The sequence below is a fragment of the Paenibacillus sp. O199 genome (genome assembly GCF_001636635.1).
Lineage (GTDB): Bacteria > Bacillota > Bacilli > Paenibacillales > Paenibacillaceae > Paenibacillus > Paenibacillus marchantiae.
Genome location: NZ_LGRP01000030.1, coordinates 29,367 through 48,535, shown reverse-complemented (window position 1 = coordinate 48,535; position 19,169 = coordinate 29,367). Strand labels below are relative to the sequence as shown.

The following is a 19,169-nucleotide window of genomic DNA, read 5'->3' as shown; positions in this document are numbered from 1 at the left end:
AGCTTCATGAGGAACATTGGCAAGCCTGGAGTTGATTCATCTTATATTATTATTTCTCATATAATTTGAATTTGATTTTTACACGGATGACGAAGAGGGCAGAAATGACCTGTAGAAGCGAAGCGTTCGCCTTTATCCCCAGATTTCTACCTCTGAGAAGGAGATAAAGAAATCAGGGGATAACAGCGATCGGAAGGACATTCTGCTAGCTGAGTAATGGAGTGTAACCTTCAGTAAGCTCAAATTATATCGTTTGTCACCCCCGGGCAAGTGGATGCATATCCATCCGATGGTGTCGCGCGGCGGCAACAGGGGGTCTATTCTGTTTTGCACGAAAGGGGTATACCATGCTAGGACTTGTCAAAAAGATCTTCGGCGACATGAACGAACGTGATGTTAAACGTCTGATGAAGACAGTCGATGTGATCAATAAACTGGAACCACAATTTCAGGCTCTGTCTGATGAACAACTGAAATCCAAAACGGATGAATTCCGTGCCCGCATTGAAAAGGGAGAAACAACAGATGAACTTCTTCCTGAAGCATTTGCAACCGTACGTGAGGCATCTCGCCGTGTACTGGGCAAACGTCACTATGACGTACAGATGCTCGGAGGCATTGCCCTTCATGAAGGCCGGATTTCAGAGATGAAGACGGGTGAAGGTAAGACACTGGTAGGAACACTCCCGGTATACCTGAATGCATTGACGTCCAAAGGTGTACACGTGGTAACGGTCAATGATTATTTGGCTCAACGGGATAGCCAGGAAATGGGACAAATCTATGAATTCATGGGCATGACGGTAGGGGTTAACCTGAGCGGTATGGACCATGCTTTGAAACAACATGCTTATGCATGTGATATTACGTACGGAACGAATAATGAATTTGGCTTTGACTATCTGCGTGACAACATGGTGTTGTACAAAGAGCAGATGGTTCAACGTCCATTGTTCTTCTGTATCATTGATGAAGTGGACTCCATTCTGGTCGATGAGGCACGTACACCTCTGATCATTTCCGGACAAGCTCAGAAATCCACGGACCTGTACTATGCAGCTGACCGTTTCGTGAAACGTCTAGTTCCGGAAGAAGACTTTACGGTGGACATCAAGGTGAAATCCGTAGCTTTGACTGAAGCTGGTGTGGCGAAGGCGGAGAAAGCATTTGGTATCGAAAACTTGTATGATCATGCCAATGTTACGCTCAACCATCACATCGTACAGGGATTGAAAGCTAACGTAATCATGCGTCGTGATGTCGATTATGTGGTGAGTGATGAAGAAGTACTGATCGTCGATGAGTTCACAGGCCGTCTGATGGCAGGACGTCGTTATAGCGATGGATTGCACCAAGCGATCGAAGCCAAAGAAGGCATTGAAGTACAGAACGAGAGCATGACTCTTGCTACAATTACATTCCAGAACTATTTCCGGATGTACCGCAAGCTCGCGGGAATGACGGGTACAGCGAAGACCGAGGAAGAAGAATTCAAAAAAATCTACGGTCTCGAAGTATTGCAGATTCCAACCAACCGTCCAAACAAACGGGATGATATGGCTGATGTGGTGTACAAGAGCATCGATGGCAAGTTCAACGCGGTTGTGGAAGAAATCGTTGCACGTCACAGCAAGAACCAACCGGTTCTGGTTGGTACGGTCTCCATCGAAAACTCCGAGCGTATTTCTGATATGCTGAAACGCCGTGGTGTCCGTCACCAGGTATTGAATGCCAAATATCACGCTGAGGAAGCTGAGATCATCACAGGAGCCGGACAAGCGGGTGCAGTAACAATTGCAACCAACATGGCTGGACGGGGTACAGATATTATCCTGGGCGAAGGTGTAGCTGAAGTGGGCGGCCTTCATATCATCGGTACAGAGCGTCATGAATCTCGCCGGATTGATAACCAGCTGCGTGGACGTGCTGGACGTCAGGGTGACCCGGGTTCTACACAGTTCTACCTGTCACTGGGTGATGAACTGATGAGACGTTTCGGTGCAGACAATGTACTGAACATGATGGAGCGCCTTGGTTTTGAAGAAGACCAACCAATTGAGAGCCGGATGATTACCCGTGCGGTAGAGTCGGCACAAAAACGGGTTGAAGGTAATAACTTTGACGTACGTAAAGTCGTTCTCCAATATGATGATGTTATGAACCAACAACGTGAAATTATATATAAACAGCGCCGCGAAGTGCTTGAGTCCGAGAATATCAAACAGATTGTTATGGATATGATCAAGCCTTCCATTGAACGTATTGTGGAAGCTCATTGCAGTGATGATATTCCGGAAAACTGGGAACTGCAGGAAGTTGCCGACTACATGAACAGCAAATTGCTGGATGAAGGCTCTGTAACGAAAGATGATCTGTGGGGCAAAGAAGCAGAAGAGATTATTGACTACCTGTTTGAGAAAGTTCAGAACAAGTACAATGCACGTGAAGAGCGAATCGGTGAAGAGATGGTTCGTGAATTCGAGAAAGTGGTTGTGCTCCGTGCAGTAGATAGCAAATGGATGGATCATATTGATGCGATGGATCAATTGCGTCAAGGTATCCACCTTCGTGCCTACGGCGGTACAGATCCACTGCGTGAGTACCAATTTGAAGGCTTCGAAATGTTCCATCAGATGATCGCTTCGATTCAGGAAGAAGTGGCAACCTATGTGATGAGAGCACAAATCGAGAGCAATCAGGAGCGTCAAGCGGTTGTTGACGAAAGCCAGATCTCGACAAGCGGCGAGCCTACGGAGAAACGTCCGGTAAAAGTGTCTGACCAAATCGGACGCAACGATGCTTGTCCATGTGGCAGCGGCAAAAAGTTTAAACACTGCCACGGTCAAGAGTAGACTCTCTTATATTACCCTGTGTATAAGTTGGATCTAAATTTTTTACACCATAACGGAGAGTGCGGAAGCAATCTGGAGAAGCTACGCGTTCGCCTTTATCACTGGATTTTTCCCTTGTGAGAGGGAATCGAGAAAATCTGGGGATAAGAGCGATCGGAAGATGCTACTGCAATTGGAGTGGTAAGGTGTAACGAATGCTGGATCAACTTAAATAGAATGACATGAACGGCTCCTTGCAGCCGGGTATTCCAAATGATCAAGTGAAGGATGCATAACCTGTAATTGGTGCATAGTTATAACTATGTGACCATGATCAAGGAGAAGAGGATTGCCGATATAAAGGTAACCGAGACTCCAAGGTGAAGCATCGGATACTTGATCTGGAGGAATGCCCTGGATGCGGGGAGCTTATCTTAATGAAAAGAGGAATTGCACATGATCGATCCAAGCGTGAAGCAGGACCTGCGTGAAATAGGCAAGAAACTAACAAATCTTAGGGGGTCTCTTTGACTTAGATCTCAAGCAAGAGATGATCGAGAACTTCGAAGTGAAGATGTCCGCCCCGGATTTCTGGGATGATAATGATAAGGCACAATCTTTAATTGCTGAGCTGAACGCGGTAAAGGGATCTGTGGATCAATACACCAAGCTGCAGCAAGATTATGACGATGCGGTCATGATGGCAGAACTGGCTGACGAAGAAGGCGATGATGATCTGGCTGTGGAGATCGGCAACAGCGTGACAGCCATCGTAAGCAAGGTAGAAGCGTTCGAGCTACAGCTTCTCCTGAATCAGCCGTATGACAAGATGAATGCGATTCTGGAGCTTCACCCGGGTGCTGGTGGTACCGAGTCACAGGACTGGGGACAGATGCTGATGCGGATGTATACACGCTGGGCTGAGAAACGTGGCTTCAAGGTTGAGGTGCTGGATTATCTGGCAGGAGATGAAGCAGGCATCAAGAGTGTCACGCTATCCATCAAGGGGCATAACGCTTATGGGTATCTGAAAGCCGAAAAGGGTGTCCACCGATTGGTGCGGATCTCACCTTTTGACTCCTCAGGACGCAGACATACTTCCTTCGTATCCTGTGATGTGGTTCCTGAGATTGATGACACCATTGAATTGGACATTCGGACAGAAGACCTCAAAATCGATACGTACCGTGCGAGTGGCGCGGGTGGACAGCATATCAATACCACCGACTCAGCCGTACGGATTACTCACCTTCCAACAGGTGTGGTTGTAACGTGCCAGAATGAACGGTCACAGATCAAGAACCGTGAGCGGGCGATGACGATGCTTCGTTCCAAATTGTATGAGCGTAAAATTGAAGAACAAAAACAACATCTGGACGAAATCCGAGGAGAACAGTCGGATATTGCGTGGGGTAGCCAGATTCGGTCCTATGTGTTCCATCCCTATAGTATGGTAAAGGATCACCGTACGAGCGTGGAGACTGGAAACACAGGAGCAGTAATGGATGGCGACCTCGATGGATTCATCGATGGTTATTTGCGCAGCCAGATTAAAGTAGATACCGATTAATCAAAAGTTCCTGTATAGACCCGATACGTGTAGGCGTATGCTGGGTGTATACAGGGGCTTTTTTTTGAGCATATATACAAAAAAGGAGAGCAAGATGACATGCAACAGCAACAGCAGTTACACAATAACCGCAAGAAGAGGCTAACCACGCTCATTCCCCTGAACGGCCCATGGAGAAACGTTGTAGATACCGTATCCATTATTTTAGGTTCGTTTTTGATTGCCGTGGCCTTTAATTTATTTTTACTTCCGAACCAGATTGCTTCAGGCGGGGTATCCGGGTTATCGATATTAGGCAAACATTGGCTGGGACTTGAGCCGGCATACACCCAGTGGGCTATTAATATTCCACTTCTGATCGCGGGTTTTCTCCTGATTGGCAAGCAGTATGGTATACGTTCTGTACTCGGCAGCGTTGTACTGCCACTGTTTGTATATCTTACGAAAGACTGGGCCATTCCAACAACGAATCCACTGCTCGGTTCTCTCTATGGAGGAATTGGGGTTGGTCTCGGGATTGGAATTGTATACCGAGGTAGAGGTTCAACAGGGGGCATGAGTATTCTGGCCAGAATCGTTCAGAAATACAGCGGACTGAGTTACTCTCTTTGCGTTGTGATGATGGATGCTACGGTCATTATTATGGCAGCCTTTGTATTGTCATTGGAGCAGTCACTCTTTGCTCTGATCGGGTTATACGTTACAGGAAAAGTCATTGATGCCGTCGAGATGGGGCTTGGTAACTCCAAGGTAGCTTATATTATTTCCAACCAGACCGAACCGATTACGAAGGTGATTCTGGATGATCTGGATCGCGGACTGACGAAGCTGGAGGCAAAAGGTGGTTACACCGATGATCAGCGAACCGTACTGATGGTGGTCGTTGGACAGAATGAGGTGCCGAGACTAAAAGCTTTAATTCGGTCAGTGGACCCTGGGGCTTTTGTCATTATTAGCAATGCGCATGAAGTACTGGGCGAAGGCTTTAAGCGTGGGGAATTGTAAGGTACAGCGAGTAGGGCACTCTATAAATCAAATTTAACACATTCACATGATAACGGAGATCAGTGTAGAGGTCATTCGTTTAACTTTAAGCAATTAAAGATATGATCTAAAAAAAGCAGGTGCTCCTCCACCAGAAATAGCTGGAAAGGAAGTACCTGCTTTTTGTTTTGTCTTTTGGAACGAAAATCACTGTACTACTTACTGTATCTGCTATAACTACTGTATCTACAGAATCGGAGACAGCAGACGAGAAATCGCTTCTTTAAATTTGATCTTCACACTGCGTTTATTGTATTCCTCCAGCGTCATCTCACGGGATACAAGAAGATCATGCTCAAACGTCTGCACAAGAGTAGTCGCAATCGCCTCGTCATACATAAAGGCATTTACCTCAAAGTTCAGTCGGAAGCTGCGGTAATCAATATTAGCGGTTCCCACAGATGCGACCATACTGTCGATAATGAGCGTTTTGGCATGAATAAAGCCGTTATCGTAGATGAACACGGTTGCTCCCACTTTTAACAACTCACCGATATAAGATAGCGTAGCCCAATATACAAAGGCATGATCCGGTTTATTTGGAATCATAATGCGAACATCGATTCCTGACAGGCACGCAAGACGAATGGCTTCGAATACACTGGCATCTGGAATAAAATAAGGTGTTTGGATCAGAATCGAATGTTTGGCTCCATTAATCATTTTCAGATAACTGTTCTTGATATGCTCTGTCTCTGCATCCGGTCCGCTGGATACAATCTGCATAGCAGTTGTTCCTGTGCCCTCAATATGAGGGAAATGCGCCGGAACATATGGGGTATCGTGCTGCTTAGACGCTTCATTCCAATCGAGAAGAAAACGGGTCTGAAGAGCATGAACAGCATTACCCTGAATACGCAAATGAGTATCGCGCCAGTAACCGAACTTGGAATTCAAGCCGAGGTATTCATCGCCTACATTAAACCCGCCTGTATATCCAAGGTTGCCATCAATGATGACGATTTTGCGGTGATTTCGGTAGTTCATACGCAGGTTGATCAGACTGAATTTGGATGGGAAAAAGACCTCAACTAAACCGCCTGCTTCGCGCAATTCTTTGAAAAAGCGTTTGGATACCCGCCGTGATCCCAGCGCGTCATACAGCAGACGAACTTTGACACCTTCTTGCGCTTTACGAATAAGTGCATCCCGGATTCTTTTACCGAGTCGGTCGCCTCTATAAATGTAATATTGCACGTGAACATGATCTTTCGCTGCCTCGATATCATCGAGCAACCGCTGGAATTTGTCTGTTCCGTCGGTAATAATCTCGACCGCGTTGTCTTCGGTCAACAGAGCATCGTTTTGCTTCAGGTTCATATAAATCATGTCCTGACTACTCTCTGTCGCTTGATTACGGAAAGGTGTTCTATTGTCTTGCAGCTGTGCAAGCTGGGCAGCAATACGTTCTTCAAGCCCAAGCTTCTTGCGCTCTTTCCACTGGAAAAGTCGGTAGCGCGTCAGGTTTTGCCCTGTTAATAAGTAGAGTACAAACCCGAACACCGGAATAAAGTTCAAGACGAGCAGCCAAGCCCAGGATGCACTGGCATCCTTTCGTTCGAAGAAAACGACCGCTGCAGCGAAAATAATATTCAGGCCCAGGAGTACAACAAGTAAAATGGATTCGATATGCACTGTAGTCCCCCATGTCTCATAATGACCATCATGAATCCAATCATAAACCCTTCATCGTGTAGATTAGATCCTGGTTGTAATGTTTCCTATAATACGTATTTTAGCAGAAGTATACGGGTTCGTCCGCAGATGTTGGAAAGATATGTTCGGAAGTGATGAGAATCCATGTAAAATTGATGATAGAGTGTTGTATTTATATAACTAGAGTCGTATAATAATACACAAATATGCATAGAAGCGACGGAATTGCTGTATGAAAGCTCTTTGGGAGCAGGAGAACAGTATAAGTAGCGCATACGACAAGATTGGGGGAGCGAGAGTGAATAACAAATTAAAAGTGGCAATCGTCGGTTCCACCGGCTACGGCGGGGTGGAACTGATTCGTTTTTTCCAGAACCATCCGCAGGTTGAAATTACTTCGGTAATCTCTTCATCCAGCAGTGGTGAGTCCATCGCAGATGGATTCCCGCATTTGACGGACGTGATTCAGAGGCCACTCGACGGCGTAGACCCGGCTGAGATCGCAAGTCGTGCAGATCTGGTGTTCACAGCAACCCCGTCTGGTGTAAGCGCGAAGCTCGTTCCGAGTCTGCTTGAAGCAGGTCTTAAGGTCATTGATCTGTCTGGAGATTTCAGACTTAAGGATGGAACGGTGTATGAAGAGTGGTATAAACATCCGGCACCATCTGCTTCATTGCTGGAACAGGCGGTATACGGCATGGCAGAGGTGTATGGCGACGAAGTGAAGGGCAAGAACTTTATTTCCAACCCAGGCTGTTACCCAACGGCTACGTTACTCGGATTGATTCCAGCTGTTGAAGCAGGGTGGATTGACCCTTCCAGTATAATCATTGATGCTAAATCCGGCGTATCTGGTGCAGGGCGGGGAACAAGTCTGACGAATCATTATGCAGAAATGAATGAGAATTTCAAAGCATATAAACTGAACAAACATCAGCATATTCCCGAAATCGAGCAAGTGCTGGGAAATATCACTGGCACTCCAGTCACTGTAACATTCACAACTCAACTGGTACCGATGACTCGTGGAATCATGAGTACGATGTATGCCAATCTAACTGGTGAACACAGTGACCGTGAACTCGTTGATCTGTACCGCAAATATTATGAGAATCGGCCGTTCGTGCGTGTACGTGAGCCGGGGATCTGGCCTTCAACGAAGGAAGTGTACGGATCGAACTATTGTGATATCGGATTTGCGGCTGACCCTCGTACAGGTCGTTTGACGATTATTTCGGTCATCGACAACCTGGTAAAAGGTGCATCCGGGCAAGCCATTCAAAATATGAACCTGATGATGGGATGGGAGGAGAACCTCGGGCTGAACATGACACCGGTATATCCATAAGGTTTGAATCATTGGGAGAGTGTCTTGACGCAATTCCGAAACCACGTGGGGAAGACGGATCAGGCAAAGCAAGCGGACAATCGGCATGCAGCCGAACGCATAACGGGGGATAACATATGGGAACAAATGTGGAGCAAAAGGCTTTTACAATAGTTGAGAACGGAACGATTGTAACCCCGCATGGGTTCACTGCTGGTGGACTGCATTGCGGATTGAAAAAAACTTCTCGTAACGATATCGGAGCGATTCGCTGTGACGTGCCGGCAACAGCAGCTGCGGTGTATACAACGAACGTGTTCCAGGCCGCACCTTTGAAAGTCACACGTGAGAGCTTGAGCAATGGACGCCTTCAGGCAGTCATCGTGAACAGCGGGAATGCCAATGCGTGTACTGGACAACAAGGTGAAGAGGATGCCTACGCCATGCGTACGGCGGCTGCACGTGAATTGGGGGTAGCAGAAGAGGATGTTGCTGTCGCTTCCACGGGTGTTATCGGTGAATTACTGAAGATGGACGCTGTACACTCGGGGATTACCGCACTTCCGGCACGTTTGGGCAAGGAAGCAGAAGAAGCGGAGCATTTTTCCCAAGCTATTCTGACAACCGATTTGGTGAAAAAAGAAGCCTGCGTCTCCGTTGAGGTGAACGGCAAAACGATTACGATTGCAGGTGCCGCCAAGGGATCGGGGATGATTCATCCGAATATGGCGACCATGCTGGCCTTCATGACTTCTGATGCGGTCATCGGTGCAGAAGCGTTGCAGCGCCTGCTGCGTCAGGCGACCAATCATACATTTAACATGATTACAGTGGATGGAGACACGAGCACGAATGACATGCTGGTAGCAATGTCCAGTGGTCTGGCAGGTAACGAAGAGCTGACCGTGGAACATCCGGATTGGGAAGCTTTTGCTGCCGGATTTACTTATGTGTGTGAAGTGCTTGCCAAAGCCATTGCGCGCGATGGCGAAGGAGCAACCAAGCTGGTAGAAGTACAGGTAACGGGTGCCGTAAGTGATGAATCTGCGCAAGCTATTGCAAAGACCGTCATTGGGTCCAGCCTGGTGAAATCCGCGATGTTTGGCGCAGATGCCAACTGGGGACGAATTATTGCAGCCGTAGGGCGAGCAGGACAGCCGGTGAACCCGGAAACGGTTGATATCCGTCTTGGAGAAATCGCTGTACTCTCCCAATCCCGTCCAGTCGTATTCGACGAAGAAGCCGCGCTGGCCTACTTGCAGACTGATACCGTAAGGATTGTGGTCGATCTGCACCACGGCGACGGAACAGCCATTGCATGGGGCTGTGACCTGACGTACGACTATGTACGAATCAACGCGGCATACCGCACGTAATAAGCAACTATTTATATTTACACGTTAACGGAGAATGCTGCTTTCCTATGAGTAGCTGCTTCGTAAAGTATGTTGAAAATGTATAAGGATTGAACTTTCTTTGGTGGTTGATAACTGCGAAGTTAGTAGAGAAGGCGGAATCGATTCTGTAGAAGCGCAGCGTTCGCCTTTGTCTCCGGGTTTTCCCCTCAAAAGAGGGGATTCAAAAAAAACCTGGAGACAACAGCGATCGAAAGAACGATCCGGATTCGGAACGTCAGCCGAAGAATATTGCATCAATGAAGTGTTAATCTCGTTAAAACATTTGAATTGAAAGGAGTGCCCTCATGAATTCAACATTGCAAAATGAGAGTATCGGAACAGAGGCAGGTGCCGAGAAGCAGACGTTTGTAATGAAATGCGGAGGAAGCACGCTGGCGGCGTTGCCTGAATCCTTTTTTGCAGATCTGCGTGACTTGCAGTCCCAGGGAACTCAGCCTGTGATCGTACATGGCGGCGGTCCTGCGATCTCGGATAATTTGGCGAAGCTGGGCATTGAGACCGAGTTTGTGAACGGATTGCGCAAAACAACGGAACCCGTGCTGGACGTCGTGGAGATGGTTCTTGCGGGGAGTATTAATAAACAGATCGTACGTCTAATCCAAAGTGTCGGTGGACGTGCGCTGGGATTGTCGGGTGTGGACGGTGGTTTGATCCAGGCGAAACCGGTTAGCAACCATTCAGAGATTGGTTGGGTAGGTGACGTGACGGGCGTTAACGCGGAGATTATTCAAGGTATTGTGGGAATGGGCTATATGCCAGTTATCGCGCCAGTTGGTGTGGATGCATCCGGGCAGCGCTATAACATCAACGCGGATACAGCCGCAGGTGCGGTAGCTTCCCATCTCGGAGTGAGTCGGATGATTGTAGTGACCGATGTCCCTGGGATTATGAAGAATGTAGGTGGCGAGAAAAAAGTACTGTCATCCGTCTCTGTACAGGAGATTGAGGATATGATCCAAACCGGAGAAATCTATGGCGGCATGATTCCAAAGGTGCGTGCAGCGATCGCTTGTATTCACGGCAAAGTGCGTGAGGTCATCATCGTAGATGGCAGCGAACCACAGATTCTGAGCCGTGTACTTGGCGGAGAAACGATAGGAACCCGAATTATCCGTATGCAATAATTATTCTCAGTGCGCTAGTGTCTTCATGGTCTTATAGTAAATAAAAAAATATGTGCATCGCTTTTTTATATAAGAAATCTAATATTACACACACAATAACGTAGGGTGCAGAACCAATCTGAAGAATAAAAATGCATAACGTAGAGGACAGAAATAACCTGAAGAAGCGAAGCGTGCGCCTTTATCCCCGGATTTTCCCCTTTAAGGATCAATCAAAAAAATCCGGGGATAACAGCGATCGAAAGGTTGTTCTGTCATCGAAGTGGAGTATGCGTACGTTCAAAAGATGGTCCTGCAATCGGAGTGGTCTAGTGTAAATTATAGCTCTTATATGATTGCCGTTGCACCAACCAATAGGAGTGATAGGTGATGGCAAAAGGCAATGAACAGCCAGGTTCTGGCACAGCAGTAGCGGGCGTAGCAGCGACAGGTGCAACGGCACAGACGGAAAGCTCTCTTTTCCAAACGTATGCGCGTTATCCAATCAGTTTGGTCAAAGGTAAAGGTAGCTGGCTGTGGGATGATCAGGGCAATCGTTATCTTGATTTCATGTGCGGGTTGGCTGTAACGAGTCTGGGCCATGCACCGGAGAAAGTCGGAGCCAAGCTGAAAGCTCAGATTGATGAGCTGTGGCATGTATCTAACCTGTTCCAGATTCCAGGTCAGGAAAAAGCGGCGGCTTTGTTGACTGCAAATACGTGCGCAGACGCTGTATTCTTTTGTAACAGTGGTGCAGAAGCGAATGAAGCGGCAATCAAACTGGCGCGTCGCTATCACCAGAAGGTAAAAGGCACAGGTCGGTACGAAGTCATTACATTTGCCCAATCCTTCCACGGACGGACACTCGCAACCTTGACAGCAACTGGGCAGGATAAGGTGAAAGAAGGATTTTTGCCATTGCCAGCCGGATTCGTAACCGTACCATTGCATGACACAGCGGCTCTCGAAGCGGCGATCGGACCCAATACAGCAGCGATTATGCTGGAGATGGTGCAAGCCGAGGGTGGCGTGCATCCGGTCAAACCAGATTTTGTCCACCACGTTCGCAAACTGTGTGAAGAGCACGGACTGCTGTTGATTGTAGACGAAGTACAGACCGGAATGGGACGTACAGGCAAACTGTTCGCGCATGAGCATTATGGCATTGAGCCGGACATTTTCACGGTAGCCAAAGGTATTGGTAGTGGATTCCCTGTAGGTGCGATGCTGGGTAAAGGTTATTTGAAGGATGCGTTTACTGCGGGCAGTCATGCAACAACGTTTGGCGGTACACCGCTTGCTTCTTCTGTGGTCATTGCAACGATTGAAACCATGCTCGAAGATCATTTGCCAGAGCGTGCAGCTGAAATGGGCGAATACCTGATGAACTCTCTGCGGGAGCGTTTGGCTGGTAATTCGTTTGTAAAAGAAGTTCGGGGTTTGGGTCTGCTTGTTGGAATCGAATGTGCTGAAGCGGTAGGCGACATCGTGCTTGCTGGTCAGAAACGAGGCATTCTCTTTGTTTCCGCAGGACCGAATGTCATTCGTCTGCTTCCAAACTTGTATGTGAGCAAGGAAGAGATCGATGAGGCGGTATCCTTGGTAGCTACGTTGATTGAAGAGCATGTGGCGGCGAAGAACGCCTAAAAAGACTTTATACAACCTTTCTGACTCGGGGCCTTCGCGGGCCTCGAAGCGGAACAAAATGATGAATCATGAATCCCTGTAGCCGCGCGGTAACTTGCGGAAGTTGAACATAACCAGCAAGCAGGCTGGTCTCAACCCATTTGTACTCATTCTTCTGCCCATGCGGGTGCAGGGAACCGGAAATAAGGAGGACAACACTAACATGACACAAGTGCAACAGACGGAAAAGGTACAGAAGGTCGATCTTAGAGGCCGAGATTTCATTGAATTTACAGATTATACAGCGGAGGAAATCCGCTATTTGCTGGACCTTGCGATTGAGATTAAAGGCAAACAAAAAAACGGTGTGCCGTATCAGCCACTCCAAGGCAAAACGATCGGACTCATTTTTGAAAAATCATCTACACGTACGCGTGTATCTTTTGAAGTCGGTATGTTCCAACTGGGCGGACACGCGCTCTTCCTGAGCAAAAATGATATCCAACTCGGTCGCGGGGAAACGACACATGATACAGCCAAAGTCCTTTCACGTTACCTGGACGGCATCATGATTCGTACCTTTGGACACCATAATGTGACTGAACTGGCACAACATGCGGATATTCCGGTTATTAACGGCCTGAGCGATGCAGCACATCCGTGCCAAGTACTCGCAGACTTCCAAACTGTGCTGGAGCACAAAGGCAAGCTGGAAGGTCTGAAAATGGCTTATGTCGGAGACGGCAATAACATGGCTCATTCCCTTATGCTTGGTGCAGCGAAGATGGGTATGCATGTTGCAGTAGCGACTCCGGAAGGCTATGAGCCTGACAGCGCAGTTGTAGAGCAGGCGCGCAGCATTGCACAGGAGAGCGGCTCACAGGTGACTGTAACGTACAGTGCTCAGGAAGCTGTGAAAGATGCGGATATCGTGTATACGGATGTATGGGCGAGCATGGGTTTTGAAGAGGAACAGAAGATTCGTGAACAAGCATTCGCTGCGTATCAGGTCGATGAGGAACTGATGAAAGGCGCGAAGCCGGATTATATGTTCCTGCATTGCCTGCCAGCTCACCGCGGAGAAGAAGTGAGTGCTGGGGTAATTGACGGACCTAACTCCCTGATCTTTGATCAGGCGGAGAACCGACTGCATGCGCAGAAAGCATTGATGGCTGCGTTAATGAGCGAATAGATGCTGTTTGCCTGAATGGGTTGATTTTAGGCGCAGATTTCGCGATGATAGATAAAAGTTTATAGCAACTGATCTTGGGGAGGACCATTGAACATGGCTAAAGAAAAAATTGTACTCGCGTATTCCGGCGGGTTGGACACATCTGTAATTTTGAAATGGTTGAAAGAAACATATGATGCGGAGATTATCGCATTTACGGCGGATATCGGACAAAAGGATGAATTGGACGGCCTTGAGGAAAAAGCTCTCGCTACAGGCGCTTCCAAAGTGTATATTGATGATCTGCGCGACGAGTTCGCCAAAGATTTCATCTATCCAATGTTCCAGGCAGGCGCCCTTTATGAAGGACAATACCTGCTTGGCACAAGTATCGCACGTCCACTGATCGCTAAACGTATGGTGGATATCGCTCGTGCAGAAGGCGCTACAGCAATTGCTCACGGCGCTACGGGTAAAGGGAATGACCAGGTTCGTTTTGAGCTGAACGCAGCTGCGTTGACACCAGACATTCAAGTCATCGCGCCTTGGCGTCTGGAAGAATTCCGCAATCAGTTCCCGGGACGTGCAGAGATGATCGCTTACGCTGAAAAACATGGCATTCCGGTAACCGCATCGGCGGCTAAACCGTACTCCACAGACCGTAACCTGCTGCATATCAGCTATGAGAGCGGCGTGCTGGAAGATCCTTGGTTCGATCCAAGTGCGGACGAGAACAAAGATATGTTCCTGCTCAGCAGTGCACCTGAAGATGCGCCGGATCAAGCGGAATATGTTGAACTTGAATTCGAACAAGGTGACTGTGTTGCACTGAATGGTGAGCGCTTGAGCCCACTGCAAGTGATGGAGCAACTGAACGAACTTGGTGGCAAACATGGTATCGGCCGTGTGGACATGGTAGAGAACCGCTTCGTTGGCATGAAGAGCCGTGGCGTATACGAGACACCAGGTGGAACAATTCTGTTCACTGCTCACCGCAAAATGGAATCCATCACGATGGATCGCGAAGTCATGAATTTGCGTGATAGCCTGATCACACGTTACAGCACACTCGTTTACAACGGCTTCTGGTTCGCACCAGAACGTCTGGCGTTGCAAGCGCTGGTGACTGAAAGCCAGAAAAATGTAACAGGTACCGTTCGTGTGAAACTGTATAAAGGCAACATCATCGGCGCAGGTGTGAAAAGCCCTGTCAGCCTGTACAACCCGGACATTGCCACGATGGAAGCTGATCCAACACAAGCATACGATCAAGGAGATGCAACGGGCTTTATCCGCCTGAATGCATTGCGTTTGAAAGTAAATTCCGGTGTGGAACAAAACAAAAACTAATTTCATTATGCATATAAAGCATCACGATAATAACTGACAAGGCGGGCCGTTCTTGCACATCTGGCAGGAGCGGCTTTGTCCATGAGCGAAAGGGGAGTACTCACTGTGAGCAAGCTGTGGGGAGGACGTTTTACCAAACAAACCAATCACCTGGTTGAGGAATATACAGCGTCAATCAACTTTGACAAAGCGTTGGCCGAGGAAGATATTCAAGGAAGTCTGGCTCATGTAACAATGCTGGGCAAATGTGGAATTCTGCCAGTAGAGGATGTAGAGACGATTAAAGAAGGTTTGATCACTGTTCTGCACAAAATCCGTGCAGGCGAAGTGGAATTCTCCGTATCGGATGAAGACATCCACATGAATATTGAGAAAAACCTGATCGATACCATCGGCCCTGTAGGCGGCAAATTACATACAGGACGTAGCCGGAATGACCAAGTGGCGACGGATATGCACTTGTACTTGCGTGAGCGCGTAGTTGGATTTGTTGGCATGCTGCACTCGTTGCAGGAAGCGCTGATCGGACAAGCCAAAGATAATCTTGATACGATTGCACCGGGATATACGCATCTTCAACGTGCACAACCGATTCTGTTCGCTCATCACCTCATGGCGTATGTATCGATGTTCCAACGGGATGCAGAGCGTCTTATGGACAGCTACAAACGCATTAACGTTTTGCCACTGGGTGCAGGTGCGCTTGCAGGCACAACGTTCCCAATTGACCGTCATTTTGTGGCGGAACAACTGGGCTTCGATGGTGTATATGAGAACAGTCTGGACGCGGTCAGCGACCGTGACTTTATCGTAGAGTTCCTGGCAGCCGCTTCGCTGATCATGACTCACTTGTCCCGTCTGAGCGAAGAGTTGGTACTTTGGAGCAGCACGGAGTTTGGATTTGTTGAATTGGATGATGCATTCTGCACGGGCAGCAGCATTATGCCACAGAAGAAAAATCCAGACGTTCCGGAACTCGTTCGTGGTAAAACAGGACGTGTGTACGGCAACCTGATCGGTTTGCTGACCGTGTTGAAATCTCTTCCGCTCGCTTACAACAAAGACATGCAGGAAGACAAGGAAGGCATGTTTGACACGGTAGCGACGCTGGAAGGTGCACTTCAATTGTTCGCTCCGATGATTGCAACGATGACGGTCAACAAGGTTCGGATGCGTCAAGCAGTCAATCAGGATTTCTCCAACGCTACAGATATTGCGGACTTCCTCGTGGGCGAAGGTTTGCCATTCCGCCAAGCGCATGAAGTTATCGGTAAGACGGTATTGTATTGTATCCAGAACGGTAAGTATCTGTTGGATCTGACCATCGATGAATTCCGTCAGTTCTCTCCGTTGTTCGATGAGCGTATTTACGACGTGCTGCAACCAGAAGCGGTTGTAAATGCTCGTAATGTTTACGGCGGAACAGCTTCCAATCAGGTGGCTGAGGCGATTGGACGGAGTGAAAAGGTGCTGGAAATTACAGAGCAATGGATCACCAATCGGGGATAATGCCACAGTTACTAGAATGAAATAAAGATATATAACGAAAAAAGCAGGCCGAGAATTTCTTCTCAACGGCCTGCTTTTCTTGTGTGTTACAACGATTTAGATATGTTCAACTCAACATTTACTGGATAACAGCGATCGGAAGGTTGTCCTGTCATTGGAGTGCCAGTGTCGACTACTTACGTTCACGCAAAGGCAACCATTTCAGCACATTCTGGATCTTCTCGTCCCAATATCCCCAGTCATGTCCACCGGGTTCTTCCTCGTACGTCAGCTGGAAATCGGTCTGTGCACAAGCTTGACGGAACGTTTGATTCTCGTCATACAGGAAGTCCTCTGTCCCACAGCATTGGTAGAGAAAAGGTTTTGGACCCTGACTTGCTTTGCTTTCTTCGAGCAGATGCAGCAAGTCATTCTCCGAACCTTTAATTTCTGCTCCGAAAATCCGTTTGAACTCAGCATCACTTAATGCCTTAACAATTCGGTTATCCATATGCGCTACCATGTCGAGTGCTCCGGACAAACTTGCCGCAGCGGCGTATTGCTCCGGTTTGTGAAGTGCCAGCTTGAATGCTCCGTAGCCACCCATGGACAAGCCAGCAACAAAGTTGTCCTCACGTTTGTGTGATAGCGGGAAGAAGGAACGTGCAAGTGCAGGCAGCTCTTCACTGATGAATGTCCAGTAGCGTCCGCCTTCCGCCATATCCGTATAGAAGCTGCGATGTACCTGAGGCATCACAACGGCAATACCAAGGTCCGCAACATATCGTTCGATGGATGTACGGCGCAGCCAGATGGAGTCATCATCCGATAGCCCGTGCAGCAGATACAGCGTGGGATGTAACCCCAGACCGGATACGTTCTCCATTCCAATCTGATTGTGGGTCTGTTGTGGCAGGATGACATGCATGCTGGTGCTTAGACCAAGCGTGTCAGAGTAAAAGTCGCATTTAATAAGTGCCATGTATAGGAGAAACCCCTTTCATAAGTCCATTAACGATGTGTCCTGACCCGATTCAATAGGATGGGATCAGAATCCATAATGGTTCCATAGTATCTATAATAAACAGGTTATACGCAAAGTCTTTTCATTGCAATAATAAGAAATTCAACACTAGTTATTCACCTTCTTTACAGCGTAACAATGTTATGTTACACTCTTTTCAACACAAAGGGGGACCATATATGACGGATGATTTGATCTCCAAAAAAGATTTGCTGGACCTGACGGGTATCTCCTACGGCCAGTTGTACCGCTGGAAACGGAAGAATCTCATTCCGGAGGAATGGTTTATTCGGAAGTCGTCCTATACGGGACAAGAAACTTTTTTTCCAAAACAACAGATTTTACTGCGGATTGACAAGATTCTCAATATGAAAGACGGCTTGTCACTGGATGAACTGGCAGACGTGTTTTCACCAACGCTGGGTGAAGTGGAAATGTCCGCTCAGGAGCTGTTAGAGCAAAACATTGTTTCGAACATTTCGCTTGAGCTGTTGAAAGAAGCGGGTCGGGAGCGGCCGCTGTATGCTTTGGAGCAGATCATGATGCTTTATGTACTCGATAAGCTGCTAATGAGCGGAGATATTACCCGGCAGGAGGGTACGCTGCTAATCGATGTCATGTCCGAGCATTATTATCGTTTCACAGGCAAACCAAGCGAGCTGGTGCTTATTCGCAAGATGGGTGTCCCTTCATTCATGCTGGTAACAGCAGGAACAGAGCTTTATTTTGATAATGGTGTGAAGGTCGTTCTCAGGCAGTCGATGGGGACGTTCATGGAAGAGTTAAAACTCAAATTGGGATAAGGAGAGGATCATATATGGAGGAACGTAATTTGCGCAATGATCTGAACGTAGCGGGCATGAGCCAAACGGCAGGCGGGAATTTTCACCGGGTATCTATCGATGGCATGGCTAAAGTAAACGGTAACCTGGACTGTACCTCCATGAATGTGAATGGAACATTGAAGATGCACGGTGCTTTGAGCTCAGAGAGTGCAACGATCAACGGCATGTGCACGCTGAACGGCCCCTTGATTAGTTCTCGTGTTCGTGTGGATGGCTTAACAACCATTAACGGAGACCTCCGAAGCCCTGAGCTTGAAGTCAACGGGAAGTGTACTGTTCGCGGACGGGTAGATGGGGAACGCATCGATATTGGTGGCGTGATTGATATTGAGGGCGATGTACAATGTGAGTCTTTGAACGTACAGGGCAATATTAAAATTAGTGGCTTTCTGAATGCGGGAACGGTAGAGATCAGGCTGCATACATCTTCTTCGGCGAGAGAGATTGGCGGGGAACGCATTGATATTCGGCGTAAGGAACAGACTGGTTTTTGGAAAAGTATTGGCCTAGGCGGTACTCCGTCCTTCAAGTCATCCTTGATTGAGGGGGATGAAATCGTGCTGGAAGATACCGAGGCTGATATTGTTCGTGGTAGCAAGGTTCATATCGGTCGTGGCTGTAACATCAGGTTGGTCGAATATTCGGGTGAACTAGAGGTTGATCCAGATGCCAAGGTGGGCAGCAGTCAGCGGATTTAAATTTTGATATGAAAAGAA

The 19,169-nt window shown here is 47.8% G+C and carries 14 protein-coding genes; 12 read left to right on the top strand and 2 right to left on the bottom strand.

Annotation, left to right across the window (positions count from 1 at the left end; all coding sequences use genetic code 11):
* The first annotated feature begins 347 nt into the window (after nt 1-347).
* The 3 genes from secA (at nt 348) to A6049_RS26740 (ending at nt 5,406) form a co-directional block, all read left to right on the top strand.
* Entirely contained in the window at nt 348-2,852 is a 2,505-nt protein-coding gene (gene secA, locus A6049_RS26750) for a preprotein translocase subunit SecA (protein WP_063567525.1), read from the top strand.
* 435 nt (nt 2,853-3,287) lie between these two features.
* A protein-coding gene (prfB, locus tag A6049_RS26745) for a peptide chain release factor 2 (protein ID WP_097115779.1) occupies nt 3,288-4,401 on the top strand; the annotation gives its coding sequence in 2 pieces (ribosomal slippage) (nt 3,288-3,359 and nt 3,361-4,401; 1,113 coding nt in all).
* 99 nt (nt 4,402-4,500) lie between these two features.
* Entirely contained in the window at nt 4,501-5,406 is a 906-nt protein-coding gene (locus A6049_RS26740; protein WP_063567523.1) for a YitT family protein, read from the top strand.
* Between the two features lie 225 nt (nt 5,407-5,631).
* Here A6049_RS26740 and cls read toward each other — a convergent pair whose 3' ends face one another.
* Nucleotides 5,632-7,080, bottom strand: a complete 1,449-nt coding sequence (gene cls, locus A6049_RS26735) for a cardiolipin synthase (RefSeq protein WP_063567522.1) — start codon at nt 7,078-7,080, stop codon at nt 5,632-5,634.
* A 319-nt stretch (nt 7,081-7,399) separates the two neighbouring features.
* Between cls and argC the strand changes: the two genes are divergently transcribed.
* The 7 genes from argC to argH all read left to right on the top strand — a co-directional run bounded on the left by argC (nt 7,400) and on the right by argH (nt 16,605).
* Nucleotides 7,400-8,449, top strand: a complete 1,050-nt coding sequence (argC, locus tag A6049_RS26730) for an N-acetyl-gamma-glutamyl-phosphate reductase (RefSeq protein WP_063567521.1) — start codon at nt 7,400-7,402, stop codon at nt 8,447-8,449.
* Nucleotides 8,450-8,565: 116 nt separating this feature from the next.
* The gene (argJ, locus tag A6049_RS26725) at nt 8,566-9,804 is read left to right on the top strand and encodes a bifunctional glutamate N-acetyltransferase/amino-acid acetyltransferase ArgJ (protein WP_063567520.1); all 1,239 of its coding nucleotides are present in this window, start codon (nt 8,566-8,568) and stop codon (nt 9,802-9,804) included.
* 326 nt (nt 9,805-10,130) lie between these two features.
* The gene (argB, locus tag A6049_RS26720) at nt 10,131-10,970 is read left to right on the top strand and encodes an acetylglutamate kinase (protein ID WP_063567519.1); all 840 of its coding nucleotides are present in this window, start codon (nt 10,131-10,133) and stop codon (nt 10,968-10,970) included.
* Nucleotides 10,971-11,339: 369 nt separating this feature from the next.
* Nucleotides 11,340-12,596, top strand: coding sequence for an acetylornithine transaminase (locus tag A6049_RS26715; protein ID WP_063567518.1), 1,257 nt, complete (start codon nt 11,340-11,342; stop codon nt 12,594-12,596).
* A 202-nt stretch (nt 12,597-12,798) separates the two neighbouring features.
* Nucleotides 12,799-13,767, top strand: coding sequence for an ornithine carbamoyltransferase (gene argF / locus A6049_RS26710; protein WP_063567517.1), 969 nt, complete (start codon nt 12,799-12,801; stop codon nt 13,765-13,767).
* A gap of 93 nt (nt 13,768-13,860) precedes the next feature.
* Nucleotides 13,861-15,096 carry an argininosuccinate synthase gene (locus A6049_RS26705; RefSeq protein ID WP_063567516.1) on the top strand — a complete coding sequence of 412 codons (1,236 nt, stop codon included), beginning with the start codon at nt 13,861-13,863 and terminating at the stop codon, nt 15,094-15,096.
* A 105-nt stretch (nt 15,097-15,201) separates the two neighbouring features.
* Nucleotides 15,202-16,605: an argininosuccinate lyase gene (gene argH / locus A6049_RS26700; RefSeq protein ID WP_063567534.1), complete on the top strand. Its 1,404-nt coding sequence runs from the start codon at nt 15,202-15,204 to the stop codon at nt 16,603-16,605.
* Nucleotides 16,606-16,777: 172 nt separating this feature from the next.
* Here argH and A6049_RS26695 read toward each other — a convergent pair whose 3' ends face one another.
* Nucleotides 16,778-17,566 (bottom strand): alpha/beta hydrolase, encoded by a 789-nt coding sequence (locus tag A6049_RS26695; protein ID WP_063567515.1) that lies wholly within the window; start codon nt 17,564-17,566, stop codon nt 16,778-16,780.
* A gap of 221 nt (nt 17,567-17,787) precedes the next feature.
* On the opposite strand from A6049_RS26695, the gene A6049_RS26690 reads away from it, so the two are divergent.
* Nucleotides 17,788-18,411: a YhbD family protein gene (locus A6049_RS26690; RefSeq protein ID WP_063567514.1), complete on the top strand. Its 624-nt coding sequence runs from the start codon at nt 17,788-17,790 to the stop codon at nt 18,409-18,411.
* A 14-nt stretch (nt 18,412-18,425) separates the two neighbouring features.
* Complete coding sequence (locus tag A6049_RS26685; protein ID WP_063567513.1) at nt 18,426-19,151, top strand: polymer-forming cytoskeletal protein; 726 nt, start codon at nt 18,426-18,428, stop codon at nt 19,149-19,151.
* The last annotated feature ends 18 nt before the right edge of the window (nt 19,152-19,169 follow it).

Coding starts and splice junctions, on each gene's coding strand:
- argJ (WP_063567520.1), top strand. CDS start 8,566: ATGGGAACAAATGTGGAGCAAAAGGCTTTTACAATAGTTGAGAACGGA.
- A6049_RS26740 (WP_063567523.1), top strand. CDS start 4,501: ATGCAACAGCAACAGCAGTTACACAATAACCGCAAGAAGAGGCTAACC.
- A6049_RS26690 (WP_063567514.1), top strand. CDS start 17,788: ATGACGGATGATTTGATCTCCAAAAAAGATTTGCTGGACCTGACGGGT.
- secA (WP_063567525.1), top strand. CDS start 348: ATGCTAGGACTTGTCAAAAAGATCTTCGGCGACATGAACGAACGTGAT.
- A6049_RS26705 (WP_063567516.1), top strand. CDS start 13,861: ATGGCTAAAGAAAAAATTGTACTCGCGTATTCCGGCGGGTTGGACACA.
- A6049_RS26695 (WP_063567515.1), bottom strand. CDS start 17,566: ATGGCACTTATTAAATGCGACTTTTACTCTGACACGCTTGGTCTAAGC.
- argF (WP_063567517.1), top strand. CDS start 12,799: ATGACACAAGTGCAACAGACGGAAAAGGTACAGAAGGTCGATCTTAGA.
- argB (WP_063567519.1), top strand. CDS start 10,131: ATGAATTCAACATTGCAAAATGAGAGTATCGGAACAGAGGCAGGTGCC.
- A6049_RS26685 (WP_063567513.1), top strand. CDS start 18,426: ATGGAGGAACGTAATTTGCGCAATGATCTGAACGTAGCGGGCATGAGC.
- A6049_RS26715 (WP_063567518.1), top strand. CDS start 11,340: ATGGCAAAAGGCAATGAACAGCCAGGTTCTGGCACAGCAGTAGCGGGC.